Source organism: Polynucleobacter sp. AP-Elch-400A-B2 (assembly GCF_018688355.1).
GTDB lineage: Bacteria > Pseudomonadota > Gammaproteobacteria > Burkholderiales > Burkholderiaceae > Polynucleobacter.
This window is the reverse complement of the sequence record NZ_CP061317.1, coordinates 843807-860373: the sequence shown is the minus strand read 5'-3', so window position 1 is coordinate 860373 and position 16567 is coordinate 843807. Positions and strand designations below refer to the sequence as shown.

General features: G+C 45.4%; 18 protein-coding genes. 3 read left to right on the top strand and 15 right to left on the bottom strand.

Features of this window, described 5'->3' with window-relative positions:
- Positions 1-12 precede the first annotated feature (12 nt).
- Complete coding sequence (locus FD977_RS04430) at positions 13-1764, bottom strand: alkaline phosphatase (protein ID WP_251369545.1); 1752 nt, start codon at positions 1762-1764, stop codon at positions 13-15.
- Positions 1765-1800: 36 nt separating this feature from the next.
- Positions 1801-1983 (bottom strand): hypothetical protein, encoded by a 183-nt coding sequence (locus FD977_RS04425; RefSeq protein ID WP_215306669.1) that lies wholly within the window; start codon positions 1981-1983, stop codon positions 1801-1803.
- Positions 1984-2259: 276 nt separating this feature from the next.
- Here FD977_RS04425 and FD977_RS04420 point away from each other — a divergent pair, with 276 nt between their 5' ends.
- On the top strand, positions 2260-2736 hold the full coding sequence (locus FD977_RS04420; RefSeq protein WP_215306667.1) for an MgtC/SapB family protein: 477 nt from the start codon (positions 2260-2262) through the stop codon (positions 2734-2736).
- Positions 2737-2821: 85 nt separating this feature from the next.
- The gene (locus FD977_RS04415; RefSeq protein ID WP_215306664.1) at positions 2822-3046 is read left to right on the top strand and encodes a hypothetical protein; all 225 of its coding nucleotides are present in this window, start codon (positions 2822-2824) and stop codon (positions 3044-3046) included.
- Between the two features lie 15 nt (positions 3047-3061).
- Here the strand turns inward: FD977_RS04415 and phoR are convergent, their stop codons facing one another.
- The 11 genes from phoR to FD977_RS04360 form a co-directional block, all read right to left on the bottom strand.
- Entirely contained in the window at positions 3062-4360 is a 1299-nt protein-coding gene (phoR, locus tag FD977_RS04410; RefSeq protein WP_215306663.1) for a phosphate regulon sensor histidine kinase PhoR, read from the bottom strand.
- A gap of 61 nt (positions 4361-4421) precedes the next feature.
- Positions 4422-5135 (bottom strand): phosphate regulon transcriptional regulator PhoB, encoded by a 714-nt coding sequence (gene phoB / locus FD977_RS04405; RefSeq protein WP_215306661.1) that lies wholly within the window; start codon positions 5133-5135, stop codon positions 4422-4424.
- Between the two features lie 21 nt (positions 5136-5156).
- Positions 5157-5864, bottom strand: coding sequence for a phosphate signaling complex protein PhoU (gene phoU / locus FD977_RS04400; RefSeq protein WP_215306659.1), 708 nt, complete (start codon positions 5862-5864; stop codon positions 5157-5159).
- Positions 5865-5876: 12 nt separating this feature from the next.
- Positions 5877-6668, bottom strand: a complete 792-nt coding sequence (gene pstB / locus FD977_RS04395) for a phosphate ABC transporter ATP-binding protein PstB (protein ID WP_215306657.1) — start codon at positions 6666-6668, stop codon at positions 5877-5879.
- 56 nt (positions 6669-6724) lie between these two features.
- The gene (pstA, locus tag FD977_RS04390) at positions 6725-7591 is read right to left on the bottom strand and encodes a phosphate ABC transporter permease PstA (protein ID WP_215306655.1); all 867 of its coding nucleotides are present in this window, start codon (positions 7589-7591) and stop codon (positions 6725-6727) included.
- Positions 7588-8577 carry a phosphate ABC transporter permease subunit PstC gene (pstC, locus tag FD977_RS04385; RefSeq protein WP_215306653.1) on the bottom strand — a complete coding sequence of 330 codons (990 nt, stop codon included), beginning with the start codon at positions 8575-8577 and terminating at the stop codon, positions 7588-7590. The genes pstA and pstC overlap by 4 nt, the downstream gene beginning before the upstream one ends.
- 87 nt (positions 8578-8664) lie before the next feature.
- Complete coding sequence (gene pstS, locus FD977_RS04380) at positions 8665-9687, bottom strand: phosphate ABC transporter substrate-binding protein PstS (protein ID WP_215306651.1); 1023 nt, start codon at positions 9685-9687, stop codon at positions 8665-8667.
- A gap of 115 nt (positions 9688-9802) precedes the next feature.
- Positions 9803-11146 carry a phosphoglucosamine mutase gene (glmM, locus tag FD977_RS04375; RefSeq protein ID WP_215306650.1) on the bottom strand — a complete coding sequence of 448 codons (1344 nt, stop codon included), beginning with the start codon at positions 11144-11146 and terminating at the stop codon, positions 9803-9805.
- A 40-nt stretch (positions 11147-11186) separates the two neighbouring features.
- On the bottom strand, positions 11187-12059 hold the full coding sequence (gene folP, locus FD977_RS04370; protein ID WP_251369544.1) for a dihydropteroate synthase: 873 nt from the start codon (positions 12057-12059) through the stop codon (positions 11187-11189).
- Between the two features lie 4 nt (positions 12060-12063).
- On the bottom strand, positions 12064-13941 hold the full coding sequence (ftsH, locus tag FD977_RS04365) for an ATP-dependent zinc metalloprotease FtsH (protein WP_215306648.1): 1878 nt from the start codon (positions 13939-13941) through the stop codon (positions 12064-12066).
- Between the two features lie 127 nt (positions 13942-14068).
- Positions 14069-14743: an RlmE family RNA methyltransferase gene (locus FD977_RS04360; protein ID WP_215306646.1), complete on the bottom strand. Its 675-nt coding sequence runs from the start codon at positions 14741-14743 to the stop codon at positions 14069-14071.
- Positions 14744-14881: 138 nt separating this feature from the next.
- Here FD977_RS04360 and FD977_RS04355 point away from each other — a divergent pair, with 138 nt between their 5' ends.
- Positions 14882-15508, top strand: a complete 627-nt coding sequence (locus FD977_RS04355; protein ID WP_215306644.1) for a YhbY family RNA-binding protein — start codon at positions 14882-14884, stop codon at positions 15506-15508.
- Between the two features lie 72 nt (positions 15509-15580).
- Here the strand turns inward: FD977_RS04355 and FD977_RS04350 are convergent, their stop codons facing one another.
- Together FD977_RS04350 and greA are read right to left on the bottom strand one after the other, a co-directional pair.
- Positions 15581-16066: a DUF4149 domain-containing protein gene (locus FD977_RS04350; protein ID WP_215306642.1), complete on the bottom strand. Its 486-nt coding sequence runs from the start codon at positions 16064-16066 to the stop codon at positions 15581-15583.
- Between the two features lie 17 nt (positions 16067-16083).
- Positions 16084-16560 (bottom strand): transcription elongation factor GreA, encoded by a 477-nt coding sequence (greA, locus tag FD977_RS04345; RefSeq protein ID WP_215306640.1) that lies wholly within the window; start codon positions 16558-16560, stop codon positions 16084-16086.
- Positions 16561-16567 lie beyond the last annotated feature (7 nt).

Genomic DNA, 16567 nt, shown 5'->3' with positions numbered 1-16567 from the left:
TAAATTAACTTGTTAACGCTTGGAATAACCCAGCCCGAGAGTTTCGACCATCACCTTGAACACTTCAGTGTTATCCATGAATCCCCGGAACTTTTCGGATCCGGGCCCCATGGCATTGAGCACTGCATCATCGGCCGTGTGAACGCCCTGCTCTTGACTTGAAGGTAGATTACCTGGCATATGAATAGCATCTTCTTGTTGGTGGATATATTTGGGGTTAGCAACATACTTCCCAGATTCATCTTTCACTGCCGGCTTAAATGTACCATCTAGTTTTGGGTGAAGCGTCTCATAGTGATCAGGGTAGTTCCCATAAAAGAAGGCTAAACGCTTACTTACATCAATTTGATTTGGATAACCTGCCACATCCGCTTTAGGGTAGTTCGGGTAGCCAGCATCTGCATATACCCCAACCTTTTCCCTTAGGGGTCCTGGTTTAGCGTCGTTCACAACGCCACTGATTGAGCCACTATGGGTATGGTCAGGGGTAACAATAATGAGAGTGTCTGGATTTTTCTTTGCAAAATCTTTTGCAATTTGTACGGCATTACTCAGCATGATGGTGTCAAAAGCGGCCCGCTCCCAGTCCAGCGGATGATTAAACTTATCAATTAAGGCAGCCTCAACCATCAAGAAAAAGCCGTTCGAATTTTTGGATAAAACGTTGATCGCTGCTTGTGTCATCTCGGTTAAATCAGGCTGATCTGGATATTGTGCAACCGTATTTTTCTTTAGGAAAAATCGATCTAAGGAACCATCCATATTGTCAGGATGAAATACCCCAAATAGCTTTTTAGTTTCCTTGGCATTACCTGCTGCCAATAGATCTTGCTTATTTAAAGCAATGGCATATCCCGAAGTTTCAAATTGGGATATCAGATTTTTATCATCCTGACGCTTTGACCCTTTAGTAGACTGCGGGTAAAAGTAGGCGGAGCCTCCACCTAAAATAACCTCCGCTCCGCTAGCAAATAGTTGATCGGCAATGTATGGCTTATCTGCGCGCCTTCTGGTGTGAGCCACCATAGCGCCTGGAGTGGCATCCTGTAGCTCGGCATCCGAGACAATGCCAACGGACATTTTAGTTTTGCGTTTAATTAATTCAGAAATAGTTTCCACTTTCGGGTGGGATAAGTTGTCTGCTGCCCTTGAAACATACACCCCCATGGCATTCACAGCAGTCTTATGACCGGTTGTATAGGCGCTCATCGAGTTTGCAGAATCGGTAATGAGTGAGTCAGAGCCTGATGTGCCGATTAGCGCCATATTAGGCATGTCATCAAATGACAACTTACCCTGGTACTTGCCTTCGGTTATCCCTTTAGATAAAACACGTGCAGAGGTTCTGTTGGCGATAGTCATACCATCACCCACAAAAAGAATGATATTTTTTACTTTTCGAGGGCCGCTGGCATAGATGTCCCAAGTGACTTGGATACTTTCCTGACCCCCCTTAGCATTCAGAGAATATTGGCCAGGCTTTGCTAGCTGAACGTCTCGATAGATGAGGGAACTTCCTTTGCCCGATTCATTTGCGATATAGATTGGCTGTGACTTAATCTGCGCCTTGATAGGCGCATTATTGAGTTGAATATCCAAATCCTCTAATTTGTACTCTTGATCAAATTCAATTTTGATATCAAATGAAGATCCAACAAGAATCGAAGCCTTGTTAATTGGATAAATAGCTGCAGCCTCAACCCAAATTGCCTGAAGAAGAAGAGTGATAAATAAAATGGGATAGGCAACTTTGATGATGGGCATAGGTAATTTCATGGGAAAGAGTTGGCAGTTAAATATTTAAATAAGCTCGTCAAGATTTAAAGCGTACTTTTGATCAACTAGAAATACGCCAGCAGAGTGCTCAGTCTTTTCATATTTTTCATTGAGAAATTCTTGCTTGATATTTGCACCATCTTGCGCATGCGTATCGAGATTGCGCCGAAATATGGTTGATAAGTTGATATCGCTATGATTATTCATGATATTCCCTAATAAATAATAAGCTCTTATCTTAAGAGGGAAATATTTCAGATTGATTGCAATTCCAAGGTGAATACAACGCAAGAAATCCACAAGACTGATCAGCAATGGCCATGATCTTCTTGCTTATGACACTACTAAGCGGCATTATGGGGATAGATATAGAGGATCTGCCAGGTATCAAAGAATCCGTCTGCATTGGGATAGTGCTGCCGTATACATTGACCTTAAAGTCAAAAAATCATTTAATACTCAACTGCGGGATTACTTAAAAATATGGAACTTTGGGGCCTTTATGGTGAAATGGCATTGCGACTTCTATTGGCGCTGTTAGCAGGCACCATTTTGGGTCTTAATCGATGGATTCATCATAAATCTGCTGGCATTAGAACCCATTCGCTTGTCTCCATAGGATCTGCAACCGCTGTGATGTCTATTGGACACCTAGGTCAAATTGATGCTCAGGCACTGAGTCATGTATTGCAGGGGCTGATAACAGGTTTAGGATTTTTAGGTGCCGGCGTGATTATTCGAGAGCAAAGCTCTCAAAGGGTTCGCGGGCTTACAACCTCAGCCAGTATCTGGTCCTGCGCCCTGGTATCGGCAGCATTTGGGGCTGGTGAGCTAGCTTTGGGCGGACTATCGCTTGCCGCAATCCTGCTCGCCCTAGTAATGGGAGGTCCGCTAGAAAGGCTTTTAGCGCGGATTATCGGCATTAAACATCAATCCGAAATTTCCTCCGATCCAGATTAAATGCCCTTCCGGATACGAAAAAAGCAGATTTGTCATATTACTTTGCTAGCATTTGTGCGTTCTTATTACTTTTACCCGGATACCCATGAGCGATTATAAATATGAAGACGCTGTAAAGCAGCTACAAGAGTCTGGCGCTATTGGCCTACAAGACTTTAAAAATCTATCTTATGAAGACTTAACTGAGTTGCTTGAGGAAATTAAGGTGTGGTGCCTGTATGCCAACGGTAAGTTAGATAAGCTACCTAAAGAGTCTAAGAAGAAAAAAGAAAAGAAAGACAAGAAGGATAAGAAAGACAAGAAGGACTAAGCAATATAAATGCCTTTAAGCTGAAATACGCTCCTTAGGAAAACGAAGAGTAAAAGTGCTGCCCTGTCCGGGCGTACTAGTAATAATAAGTTGGGCTTGATGGCGGTTTGCAATATGCTTCACAATTGCTAAGCCCAAACCAGTACCTCCAGTATCCCTCGATCGACTTCTATCCACGCGATAAAAGCGCTCGGTCAGTCTCGATAGATGCTCTGATGCAATGCCAGGCCCCGTGTCAACAACTGAAAATTCGCCTTCACCACGTTCATTTATGCTCCATCGCACCTGAATTGAAGCGGCGTCTGGCGTGTAACGAATAGCATTGGAGACTAGATTGCCAAAGGCAGAAAGAATCTCTCGCTCCTCCCCCATCAAGTTATTTGGATTTGAGATCTCAAAGCTAAGAGTGTGATGACCTTGAGAAAGTGCCTCTGCATCATTCTTTAAAAGTGCCATCAGAGTAGTAATGCTGATTACTTGTGTTGGGGCAGGCAAGGTGTTTGCCTCTAGATTAGCCAGAGTCAATAAGTCTTCCACCAAACTCTTCATTCGCTGAGCCTGAGACATCATCATTTCAAAATATTGACTTTGCTGGGATCTATCTAAGTCAAGCGACTGCATAGTCTCTAAAAAACCCATCAAAACAGTAATTGGCGTTCTCATTTCATGCGAAACGTTTGCTACGAAATCACGTCGCATTGCATCCGCCTTCTGAAGATCAGTTACGTCCTGCACAAGCAAAAGATGTCGTTGATCACCGAATGGGAAAATTTGTAACATCAAACTCAGATTAGAGTTTGGGCCCATTCGCTCCATCAACAATGGATCCTCAAATGCCCTCTTAAATAAATACTGAATAAATTCTGGGCGTCGAATCAGAAAATTGATCTTCTGAAGCGCATCACGCTTGAAACTCAAGCCAAAGAAACGCTCAGCAATGCCATTGCACCACTCAATATGATCTTCACTATCCAGCATCACAATGCCATTAGGAGAAGCCTGAAAAGCCTCAATAAAACGATTGTGCTGTTTTTCAATAGATAGTATTTGTTGCTTGAGATTGCGGACTAAACGCTGAAGGCGAAAAAAAATCTCTTCCCAATAGCCGCTTGGCAAAGGCATGGATTCAACAGAATCAGATAAGGTAAATTTTCTTAAACGGGCTAAATTGATGTAGGAATAAATCAATGGCACTGCGAGCACAGCTATTGCCGCCGCAACCCCTAAAAAGGGGCCCAAATTGGAGGATGCTATGTATGCCGCAAGAAAAGCGAGGCAAATCAGAACAATAAAGCGAGAAATAACGGATAACATTCGACAATCTTAGAGCATCCGCTCTATTGGATCCAAAAACCCAGTTAGGACTCGATTCTAATTAGGTCTGGGTGGGCATCTTGGTAATTCGATAACCGCTTCCACGAACCGTCTCTATGTAGCGATCAGAGTCCGTAGGGGCTAGAGCTGCCCTTAACCTCTTGATGTGAACATCGACCGTCCGCTCCTCGATATAGACCTCATTTCCCCAGACCTTATCGAGTAAATTTGCCCGAGAGTGCACTCTTTCAGGGTTGGCCATCAAGAACTGCAATAGGCGATATTCGGTAGGCCCCAAGGGGATGGATTGAGGGTCCATATTAGGCCATACAGCTGTCACACGATGAGAGAGTGGATCCATTCTTAATGGGCCCACGGCCAAAGGTCCAGAGTCTTCTATTGGAGTCTGGCGGCGTAAAAGCGCCTTTACACGCGCGACTAGCTCTTTGGGTGAAAACGGCTTAGTGACATAGTCATCGGCACCGGAGTCTAAGCCAAGGACCTTATCGGACTCATCGCTCTTGGCTGTCAACATCAAAATAGGCAAGGAACGGGTACGCTCATTAGAGCGTAGCTCTTTAGCAAACTGAACGCCCGACTTTCCAGGGAGCATCCAGTCCAAAATAAGAAGAGAGGGAAGCTTATCTCTCATGATATTCATAGCAAGATCAGTTTGGAGGGCTCTCTCAACCTCGTAGCCCGCATGAGTCAAGTTGATTGCAATCAGTTCAGCAATCGAAGGCTCATCCTCAACAATCAATATTCGGTGAGTCATCTGAAATTCCGCTTTGATTAGTTACGGTTTATTTGCCTCGCGGACCAAATCCTCATGAGGGATATGGCGCACATCAGAGCCCTTGGCGATATAAATGACGAATTCAGCAATATTCTTTGCATGGTCACCAATACGCTCAATCGCCTTGGCAATGGTCAACATATCCAGGCCTGTTGAAATCGTATGTGGATCTTCCATCATGTATGAAATTAGCTTACGAACAAAACCTCTGAATTCTTCATCAATTTGGCGATCTTCTTGAACTACTTCTGCAGCAGCAACGGTGTCTAACCTTGCGAAAGCATCCAAGCTACGGCGCAGGAGAGAAATAGCCATCTGTCCGGATAAGCGAATTTCAGCAACGTTAATATTGTGTGTAGCCCCAGCTTCAATTAGGCGCTTCGTTCTCTTGGCAACACGCTCAGCTTCATCGCCGGCACGCTCAAGATTCGTAATCGCTTTTGAAACAGCCATGACAAGACGGAGATCTCGTGCGGTAGGCTGACGACGAGCAATTAATTCTGTACAGGCTAAGTCAATCTGGATCTCAAGATCATTCACGAGCTTTTCGTTCTGGATGACCACATTGCAGGTATCAATATCCATTTGGGTAAAAGCGCGCATTGCCGTTGAAATCTGAGACTCAACAAGTCCACCCATTTCCAACAAACGGCTAGAAAGTGAATTTAAATCTGCGTCAAATTGTGACGAAAGGTGTCTATCTGGCATATATTTCTCCAATTAACCAAAACGGCCGGTAATGTAATCTTCTGTTTCTTTACGCTTAGGCTTGATGAAGATTTCATCAGTCTTACCGAACTCAATTAAGCTTCCTAGGTACATATAGGCAGTGTAATCCGATACACGAGCGGCTTGCTGCATATTATGAGTAACAATCGCAATCGTGTACTCATGCTTCAGTTCATTAATTAACTCTTCAATCTTACCTGTAGAGATGGGATCTAAAGCAGAGGTAGGCTCATCTAGCAAAATTACGGAAGGTTTAACGGCCACGCCACGAGCAATACATAAACGTTGCTGCTGACCACCAGAGAGAGATAAGCCGCTTTGGTTTAATTTGTCCTTGGCTTCATTCCACAATGCAGCCTTATTCAAGGCCCACTCTACACGCTCATCCATTTCGGAACGTGAAAGCTTCTCATAAAGACGTACACCGAATGCGATATTTTCATAGATGGACATTGGGAATGGGGTTGGCTTTTGAAAAACCATACCAATTCTTGAGCGCAGTAAATTGAGGTCCTGCCCAGGCTCTAAAGTATTCTGGCCGTAGAAGTTAATTTCACCCTCAGCACGTTGACCAGGATAAAGGTCATACATACGGTTTAAAGTTCGGAGCAAAGTAGATTTACCGCAACCTGAAGGGCCGATGAAGGCAGTCACTTTGCCCTCTTCAATATTTAAATTGATGTCCTTGAGACCCTGAAAAGAACCGTAAAAGAAATTTAAATTGCGCACTTCAAGCGCATTTTTAACCTCTTTGGCTGCTGGCATATTGGTATTGTCGTTCATTCTGTTTCCTTGACTATCGATTGTATTTAAGTCAAACATTGTTTTCATATTAGCCATTAACTTTGCACTTTTTCACGGAAGACAACACGCGCAAGAATGTTTAATCCCAGCACTGCAAATGTAATTAACAAAGCAGCTGCCCAGGCGAGATCAACCCAGTTGTCATATGGGCTCATTGCAAACTGGAAAATAACCACTGGCAAGTTCGCCATCGGTGCATTCATATTGGTTGTAAAGAATTGATTATTCAAGGCAGTAAACAGCAGAGGCGCTGTTTCGCCACTGACGCGAGCGAGTGCCAACAAGATGCCGGTAATGACGCCACTTTGAGCGGCCCGTAGCGTAATCATGAAAGCCACTTTCCACTTCGGAGTACCTAAGGCATAGGCTGCCTCTCGTAAGCTACCTGGAACTAAGCGCAACATATTCTCTGTAGTGCGCACCACTACTGGAATAGCAATCAAGGCCAAGGCAATCGTACCGGCCCAGCCCGAAAAGTGACGGACTTGCGCCACTACGATTGCATAAACAAACAAACCAATCACAATAGATGGAGCTGATAGCATGATGTCGGTAACAAAGCGAGTTATCGAGGCTACTTTACTTCTGTCGCCGTATTCGGAAAGATATAAACCAGCAAGAACACCGATTGGGGTACTAATCAAAGTACAACTGGCAACAATCATTAGACTTCCAAGAATCGCGTTCGCCAAACCACCGCCCTCAGATCCAGGCGCGGGAGTACTTTGCGTGAACACATCAAGGTTGATTGAAGAAAATCCCTTGATGAAAAGGATGCTCAAAATCCACAAGAGAAATGCCATTCCCAAAACCATGGCACTAGTAGATAACACTAGGCCAATTTTATTGGCACGCTTGCGCTTAGCAAAAATCGCAGGATCAATATTTGAGAGGCCGTTCATGTTTTCAATCCCTGTTTCTTCTCCATATTTAGGAGCATCCACTTTGCAATAGCGAGAACAATAAATGTGATCATAAATAGCGCAAGACCTAGAGCAAACAAAGAGGAGTAATGAGGTCCTAATTCAGCTTCGCCGAACTCATTTGCCAATGTGGAAGCAATTGAGTTGCCCGGAGCAAATAATGATGGAGATAGACGGTGGGCATTACCAATCACAAAGGTCACAGCCATAGTCTCGCCAAGTGCCCTGCCTAATCCCAGCATGATCCCGCCAATAACACCTGCTTTGGTGTAAGGCAGAACGACGTTTTTAACTACTTCCCAAGTAGTGCAGCCAATACCATAGGCAGACTCTTTTAAAACTGGGGGAACAATTTCAAATACATCACGCATTACTGAGGCAATAAAAGGCAGAATCATCATCGCCAAAATGAGTCCAGCACAAAGAATGCCGATACCATTAAATGCGCCAGAAAATAGAATCCCAAGACCAGGAATTTGACCCAAAGTGGCAGCTAATGCAGGCTGGATGTAATCAGCAAACAAGGGGGCAAAGATGAAGAGGCCAAACATACCGTAGATGATGGAAGGAACCGCAGCAAGTAATTCAACTGCAGTACCTAAAGGCCTGCGTAGGGAACTTGGGCATAACTCCGTTAGAAATACTGCAATACCAAAACTTAAAGGTACTGCAATAAGCAAAGCGATCAAAGAAGTAACGATGGTGCCATAGATGGCGATTAATCCACCAAACTCGCCATTAACGATATCCCACTCTTTGGTGAAGAAGAAGCTAATACCAAATTTATCAAGTGCTGGCCACGCGTTAATGATGAGTGAAATGATGATGCCGATCAGAGCAATCAACACTGATAAAGCAAAAAATTGGGTAACTGCATGAAACAGAAAGTCTTGAATACGCTGTAACTTAGCAATGCGAAGCGCCTGGGACGTCGGAGCTGCGTGAGACTGGGTCGATTCAATCATAAATTACGCTTATTTAAATATTGAAACAGCCCCACTTTTGGTGGAGCTGTTATTCAGTAATGATTAAGAAATCTTAATCATCCAACCTTACTTAGTTACTACCTTGGAAAATACATTCTTACGGATGAAATCGGTTGTAACGTCAGGCATTGGAACGTAGTCCAACTCTTCTGCCATTTTCTTGCCATCTTTAAATGCAAAGTCAAAGAACTTAATTACTTCGGCAGCATTTGCCTTGTTCTCTGGGTTTTTGTAAAGCAAGATAAAAGATGCGCCAGTGATAGGCCATGATTTAGCGCCAGCAGCATTGGTAATGAAAGTACCCATACCTGGAATCTTGGACCAATCTGTACCCGCAGCGGCAGCAGCGAATGTTAAATCATCTGGAGCCACGTAGTTACCATCTTTATTCTTCAAAGAGATGTAAGTCATTTTGTTTTTCTTAGCGTAAGCATACTCAACATAACCAACTGAGTTCTTAACGCGAGAAACGTTTGCAGCCACGCCTTCGTTGCCCTTGCCGCCAACTGATGAAGCAGCAGGCCATTTAACAGCAGCGCCTGCACCAACCGCATCTTTCCAGAGGGTGCTAGCTTTGGCTAAGTAGTCAGTAAAGATAGCAGTCGTACCAGAACCGTCAGCACGGTGCACAACGGTAATTGGACCAGAAGGAATCTTTACACCAGGGTTCATGATGGCAATACGCTTATCACCCCAATCAGAAATAACACCTTGGAAAATATCGGCCAAAGTTGGGCCGTCTAGTTTGAGCTCGCCTGGCTTAACACCATCGACGTTCATAACTGGCACTACACCACCAATAATGGCCGGAAACTGAACCATGCCATCTTTTTCTAAATCTTCAAACTTCACAGGATTATCAGTTGCACCGAAATCAACAGTCTTTGCTTTGATTTGCTTGATACCGCCTGAAGATCCAATAGATTGATAGTTCAGGTTGGAGCCAGTTTTGGCTTTGTAGGCTTCGGCCCATTTAGCGTAAATTGGGTATGGGAATGTTGCGCCAGCACCAGTCATATCAGCTGCAAATGCAACCGGAGCAAATGAAATTGCGCTAATTACTAACGCTTTTTTCAAAAATGAGTTCATGTGAATCGTTCCTCAGATAAATTACGCAACATTGCGATAGAAGGACGATACGATGTATGTATGACTCTTTTGTGACAAGCGTTTTTATTGAAATTAATCCAATTAATTCAATGACTTATGATTTTGGTACTAGATCGGCAATACTCTTAGCTGCACTCATAGCCACATTACTGTCTTGAGCCTCCACCATGACACGCAGGACGGGTTCCGTGCCTGAGGCGCGGATCAGCACCCTACCCGTACCCTTGAGATCGTTCTCCACCAGGCTTATCTGGGATTTGAGGGTCTGATCGGACTTCCAGTCATAACCGGACTTGAATTTGATATTGAGAAGTACTTGCGGGAAGAGCTTTACGGAATCTAGGAGCTGAGCTAAGCTTTTCTCGGCCTGACTCATCGCTGCCAGTACCTGCAATGCGGCAATAGTCCCATCACCGGTTGAGTGTTGATCTAAGCAGAGTAGATGCCCCGATCCTTCACCACCAATAATCCAGCCTTTTTGTTTGAGTAACTCCAAGACATAACGATCGCCTACGTTAGCGCGCTCAAATCCGATTCCCAAGCTTTTGATGGCATTTTCAACAGCAAGGTTCGTCATCAAGGTGCCAACTACCCCACCAATTGCTTGGCCGCGATCAATCCGGTCTTTTGCCAGAACATATAAAAGTTCATCGCCATTAAACAATCGGCCAGAAGCATCGACCATTTGCAAACGATCGGCATCGCCATCTAAAGCAATGCCGAGATCTGCTTTGGCTTCTTTAACCTTGGCAATTAATGCAGCTGGGGCTGTTGCGCCAAAACCATCATTAATATTGCGACCATCCGGATTTACTCCAATCGAAATAACTTCAGCACCAAGCTCATGAAAGACATGAGGAGCGATATGGTATGCAGCGCCATGTGCGCAATCCACAACTAACTTCATTCCCTTAAGATTGAGTTCTCCAGGAAAAGTCGATTTACAGAACTCAATGTAACGACCAGTAGCATCATCAATACGAAATGCTTTACCTAATTCTTTCGAGCTGACACAACCCATCGGTTTAGCGAGCTCAGCCTCAATAGCCAATTCAAACTCATCGCTTAACTTGCCACCTTCTGCGGAGAAGAATTTAATACCGTTATCTTGATAGGGATTGTGTGAAGCGGAGATAACTACGCCCGCGGATAAACGCAATGCTTTAGTAAGGTAAGCTACCCCGGGAGTTGGCATTGGGCCGCATAACATGACATCAACACCAGCAGCAGCAAAACCCGCCTCTAAAGCAGCCTCTAATAAGTAACCTGATACACGGGTATCTTTACCAATCAAAATCTTGCAACGCTCTCCAGGCTTTGCCTGGCTACTCAACACTATGCCCGCAGCATAGCCAAGGCGCGTGATGAACTCCGGAACAATCGGAAACTGCCCTACTTCACCGCGGATGCCATCAGTGCCAAAATATTGTTTTTTCATGGGCTTGATTATAAAACTTGTAGATATACGTCCAGTCAGCTTATTCCTGAATAGCTTCCCAGAGCTTCAAGGAGTCGACTGTCTCCTGAACGTCATGGACACGGATGATACGAGCCCCTCGATCTGCAGCCAGAATGGCGGCTGCCACACTAGGCGCTACTCGGTCAGTGGTATCGCGACCCGTTAATTTACCCAGCATGGATTTACGAGACATTCCCGCCAGTACCGAGTAACCCAATTGCGAGAATTGATCAAAATCGGCCAACATCTTAAGGTTGTGCTCTAGGCTTTTACCAAAGCCAAAGCCAGGGTCAATCGCAATTCTATTATTGGCAACACCCTGACTCTCCAGTAGAGCTGCACGCTCTTGCAGAAATACCTTAACTTCAGCAATGACGTCCTGATACTCGGGGTCAAATTGCATAGTCTGTGGATCGCGCTGCATATGCATTAGAACAAGACCGCACTGCTTATTTGGGTTGAGCTGATCGCTCTCGATGATGACTTCTACTGCACCTTCTTGTCGTAATGCCCAGATGTCATTAACGCAATCTACTCCAGCATGGAGTGCCTGACGCATGGTCTCGGCCTTATAGGTATCAATTGACAAAGCAACGCCACAATCTTTTAAAGCCTCAATCACTGGCAGGACGCGATCTAATTCTTCTTGTAGGGAGACGGGTTCAGCACCAGGGCGAGTTGACTCACCACCGATATCAATGAGGTCTGCACCGTTGGCGATCATACGCTCTGCTTGCGCAATGGCATCGCTTGGAGTTTGGAACTTGCCACCATCAGAAAAGGAATCTGGCGTAGCATTGAGAATCCCCATCACCAGTGGGCGCTGACGTTTGCTTAAGTCAAAAAGAAAACGCCCGCAACGCCATGTTGCGGGCAGAGTTTGCTTACTCACCTTACTAAGCAGTGGCTGGGGCAGCCCCGGCAGCAGGACCCGGCGTGCCAGCAGAGTTACCAAACTGAGTTGCTGGTGGTGGCTTAGGAGCGCGTGGTGGGCGACCTTCCATGATGTCGGTAATCTGCTCAGCATCAATGGTTTCCCATTCAAGCAATGCAGTCACCATCGCTTCAACCTTGTCACGGTTTTGCTCCAGGATTGATCTTGCCAATGCGTACTGGCTATCCACCAATGCACGAATCTCTGCATCCACCTTTTGCTGAGTTAACTCTGAAACTGTCTTTGAGCTATTGCGCCCAAAAATGCTTTCAGACTCAGTATCGACATAGACCATCGTACCCAAGCTATCACTCATGCCATAGCGAGTGACCATGTCACGCGCCATTTTGGTAGCACGCTCGAAGTCATTCGAGGCACCCGTACTCATCGAGTTCAAGAACACTTCTTCAGCAGCACGACCGCCAAACAAAATAGCCAACTCTTCCAACATGCGATCTTTGTACAAGTTCACACGATCAAACTCAGGCAACTGCCATGTCACACCTAAAGCCATGCCGCGCGGCATGATGGTGACCTTATGGACTGGATCTGCCTTAGGCAAGACCTTGGCAACTACCGCATGCCCAGACTCGTGATACGCCGTGTTGCGACGCTCTTCTTCACGCATTACTGCAGACTTGCGCTCAGGACCCATATAGATCTTGTCTTTTGCATCTTCAAAGTCTTTCATATCAACGGCACGCTTGTTACGACGCGCTGCAAACAATGCAGACTCATTAACCAAGTTGGCTAAATCTGCGCCTGAGAAACCAGGAGTGCCACGTGCTAATACGGCTGCATCTACATCTGGATCAATGGGAACTTTACGCATGTGCACTTGCAATATCTGCTCACGACCACGAATGTCTGGCAAGCCAACGTGTACCTGACGGTCAAAACGTCCTGGACGCAACAAAGCTTTATCTAATACATCAGAGCGGTTAGTAGCAGCAACCACGATGACACCGCTATTGCTTTCAAAACCATCCATCTCAACTAACATTTGGTTGAGAGTTTGTTCGCGCTCATCATTGCCGCCGCCCATACCGGCACCACGGTGACGACCCACCGCATCGATCTCATCAATGAAGATGATGCAAGGAGAATTTTTCTTGGCGTTCTCAAACATGTCGCGCACGCGAGAGGCACCAACACCAACAAACATCTCCACAAAATCTGAACCAGAGATAGAGAAGAATGGTACTTTTGCTTCGCCTGCAATCGCACGCGCCAACAAAGTCTTACCAGTACCCGGAGGACCGACTAGTAATATGCCATGCGGAATACGACCACCTAGCTTTTGAAACTTTTGCGGATCTTTAAGGAAGTCCACAATCTCGAACACTTCTTCTTTTGCTTCATCGCAACCTGCAACATCAGCAAAAGTAACCGTGTTGCTATTCTCATCAATCAAGCGCGCTTTAGATTTGCCGAAAGAGAATGCACCACCCTTACCGCCACCTTGCATCTGACGCATCATGAAGAACCAGAAACCAATAATCAATAAAGTAGGTCCGAGGTAATACAAAGCAGAAACCAACATATTCGGTTCATCATCTGCTTTACCAGTTACCTGGACACCAAACTTCATCAAGTCGCCAACCATCCAAATATCCCCTGGGGAGATGATGGAATACTTATTGCCGTCATTCGGAGTCACTTGCAAGGTACGACCTTGCACGTCCACTCGCTTAACTTTGCCAGCTTTGGCATCGTCCATGAATTGAGAATACGTGACTTGATTCTGGTCTTTAGGCTTATCGAACTGTTTAAAAACAGTAAACAAGACCAAACCCACAATGAGCCACACGCCAATTTTTTGCAACATATTGCTATTCAAAAGGAGACCTTTGCCGGATTAATCCGGGAGTTAAAGCGGATTGCTATACCTAAGTATTTGATTCTACTACTAGGCTTTTTCAATAGCGAAGAGCTAATTTATTTTATAAACCCCTTCTTTTTGGGGGTTATTTGGGTGCCTTAAGGTCTCGGCCGAGTAAAAAGATTTCTGAGGACTTAGCTCTAGAGGCTTTTGGCTTTCTGGAAGCTACTGTTTTAAAGACCTTTTTAAAGGATTCCACAATCTGACTATAGCCACTGCCGTTGAAGCACTTAATCAATAGAGCCCCGTCAGACTTGAGGTGTTGAACCGAAAAATCCAAGGCAATTTCAGCCAAAAAGGCCATTCGGGCGGCATCTGCCACCCCTACTCCGGATAAATTGGGGGCCATATCGGACATCACAAAATCGACTTTTCCATCGGCATTTGCCGGTAAAAACGCCTCTAGCGCCTTTAAACCCTCATCCTCCCGAAAATCACCCTGAATAAAGGAAACGTCTGCAATATCCTCCATCGGCAGAATATCGATCGCAATAATGATTCCATCTGGCTTACCAGACTCAATGCTGGGGTTATTTTTACCAAGTTCAGTCAGGCGGTTGCGAGCGTACTGGGACCAGCTCCCAGGAGCACTCCCGAGATCCACAATCGTCATACCTGCTTTGATGAGTCGGTCCTGCTCATCTATTTCGCTCAGCTTATAGACTGCTCGCGCGCGATAACCCTCTTTTTGGGCCATCTTCACATACGGATCATTTAGATGATCCTGCAACCAACTTTTATTAAATTTATTCTTTGCCACAACTTACCCACTTTCGTCGTCTATTTTCCTTGTTTATGGTCTACAAGGCAAAAGGAATCGACTCGAAACATCTTGATATTGGCTTAAATAAGCCCGAAAGCCCTGTTTTACAAGCCCTAATGCTCTATCATCATGCCCATGACTGCACTTACTATTACTCCCGCACAACGCAAATCTCTTAAAGCGGATGCTCATGGGCTCAGCCCAGTCGTCATGGTTGGCGGCGATGGCCTGACCCCTGCAGTGATTAAAGAGGCTAAATCAGCGATCTCTCATCACGGCTTAATTAAGGTTCGCGTTTTTGGCGACGATCGTGAAGCACGTATCGCTATTTATGAAGAGCTCTGCGACAAACTGGGCGCCGCACCCGTTCAGCACATTGGAAAATTACTGGTGGTCTGGAAGCCGATTGATATTGTCGATGCAGCACTCGTCAATTTGAGCAGGTCTAGCAAACAAACCAAGAAGACATTGCAAGCGCCCCGCACTAAGCGTCAACCCAATCGCGTGGTGGCGAAAGCTGGTATTCGTACTAGCACTTCTGAGAGATCAGATCGACGCTCAGCAGCGAGTAAATCCCCTTTTGAAAGAGTGGCTGCGGCTAAAGGCGCTGCCCCCAAGAAACGGGTTCTGCGTGCTGATGCCGCTGAATCAAAAATTGGTTGGTCATCACCAGGTTACCGCAAGGCAGTTGCAGCACCTGCTCCCATCAAAAAACGTAAGGTGCGAATGAGTAGTACTAAGAAGAAATCATTAGGCTCTTAGTGCAACGAATATGTGTGAGCTTCTAATAAAAAAACGCCGCTAGTCGGCGTTTTTTTATGACTTAGCCTGAGCTTATCTCTTGGTGAGTCGCCAGACCAAGAAGACTCCCAAGAGACTCTGCAACATAAATAGAATGCTAGAGACGCCATGCAGCCTTCCGAACAAGGTAGCTGAGGGAGAGAGCATGACTGGCATGCCTTGAAGGAGAGCATCATCTCGCAAGGTATTCATCCAGGGAATCAAGATAAAGCTAGCTGCGATTGCACACAGCAACATTGCCAACAAGATCCAGCGAATGATCTTGAATTGATTGAGGCCACGATTCACCAGGAGATTGGCTAGCACCATCAGACCAATACACACAATCAAACTAAGATAAGCCTCTAATTTAAAGATGCTACCAGCAACCATTCCGGCAGCTTGTCGATCAGTCATTGTGCTGAAGATAGCTGGGGCAACCAAGTAGCCCACAGTGAGGAGACTACCTACCCATAAACCAGCAATCACAATAAAGAGTCTTTGAGCCACTAGGTGCTTTGGGGTCTCTAAAGTCTGCATATGGACTCTGCTTTGTATTAGATGTAACGAACCGCAAGAATTTCTACTTCGCGATTGCCGCCAGGAGCCTGAACCGCAACCACGTCACCTTCTTCTTTGCTAATCAAGGCACGAGCAATGGGAGAGCTAATGGAGATCTTATTTACTGCAATATCGGCCTCGTCGTCACCGACGATTTGATAAGTGAGCTTCGTGCCGTCTTCTAGGTCTTCAAGATCTACAGTAGCACCAAATACTATCCGGCCATTCACATCTAAAGTTGCTGGATCAATGATTTGCGCTGCAGATAACTTACCCTCAAGCTCCTGAATGCGACCTTCAATAAAGCCCTGCTTCTCTTTAGCAGCGTCGTACTCAGCATTCTCAGAAAGATCACCTTGTGCTCGCGCTTCAGAGATGGCATTGATCACGGATGGGCGCTCTACATGCTTTAGGCGATGCAATTCTTCTTTGAGGAGCTCTGCGCCACGCTTAGTAATAGGGATTGTGTTCATGTTTCTC

What these genes read in the sequence shown, in the direction of transcription:
- pstC (WP_215306653.1), bottom strand. Translation starts at nt 8,577, where the DNA reads ATGATTGAATCGACCCAGTCTCACGCAGCTCCGACGTCCCAGGCGCTT.
- phoU (WP_215306659.1), bottom strand. Translation starts at nt 5,864, where the DNA reads ATGCCAGATAGACACCTTTCGTCACAATTTGACGCAGATTTAAATTCA.
- FD977_RS04430 (WP_251369545.1), bottom strand. Translation starts at nt 1,764, where the DNA reads ATGCCCATCATCAAAGTTGCCTATCCCATTTTATTTATCACTCTTCTT.
- pstB (WP_215306657.1), bottom strand. Translation starts at nt 6,668, where the DNA reads ATGAACGACAATACCAATATGCCAGCAGCCAAAGAGGTTAAAAATGCG.
- FD977_RS04350 (WP_215306642.1), bottom strand. Translation starts at nt 16,066, where the DNA reads ATGCAGACTTTAGAGACCCCAAAGCACCTAGTGGCTCAAAGACTCTTT.
- phoR (WP_215306663.1), bottom strand. Translation starts at nt 4,360, where the DNA reads ATGTTATCCGTTATTTCTCGCTTTATTGTTCTGATTTGCCTCGCTTTT.
- FD977_RS04415 (WP_215306664.1), top strand. Translation starts at nt 2,822, where the DNA reads ATGAGCGATTATAAATATGAAGACGCTGTAAAGCAGCTACAAGAGTCT.
- glmM (WP_215306650.1), bottom strand. Translation starts at nt 11,146, where the DNA reads ATGAAAAAACAATATTTTGGCACTGATGGCATCCGCGGTGAAGTAGGG.
- FD977_RS04420 (WP_215306667.1), top strand. Translation starts at nt 2,260, where the DNA reads ATGGAACTTTGGGGCCTTTATGGTGAAATGGCATTGCGACTTCTATTG.
- phoB (WP_215306661.1), bottom strand. Translation starts at nt 5,135, where the DNA reads ATGACTCACCGAATATTGATTGTTGAGGATGAGCCTTCGATTGCTGAA.
- greA (WP_215306640.1), bottom strand. Translation starts at nt 16,560, where the DNA reads ATGAACACAATCCCTATTACTAAGCGTGGCGCAGAGCTCCTCAAAGAA.
- FD977_RS04425 (WP_215306669.1), bottom strand. Translation starts at nt 1,983, where the DNA reads ATGAATAATCATAGCGATATCAACTTATCAACCATATTTCGGCGCAAT.
- pstA (WP_215306655.1), bottom strand. Translation starts at nt 7,591, where the DNA reads ATGAACGGCCTCTCAAATATTGATCCTGCGATTTTTGCTAAGCGCAAG.
- FD977_RS04355 (WP_215306644.1), top strand. Translation starts at nt 14,882, where the DNA reads ATGACTGCACTTACTATTACTCCCGCACAACGCAAATCTCTTAAAGCG.
- pstS (WP_215306651.1), bottom strand. Translation starts at nt 9,687, where the DNA reads ATGAACTCATTTTTGAAAAAAGCGTTAGTAATTAGCGCAATTTCATTT.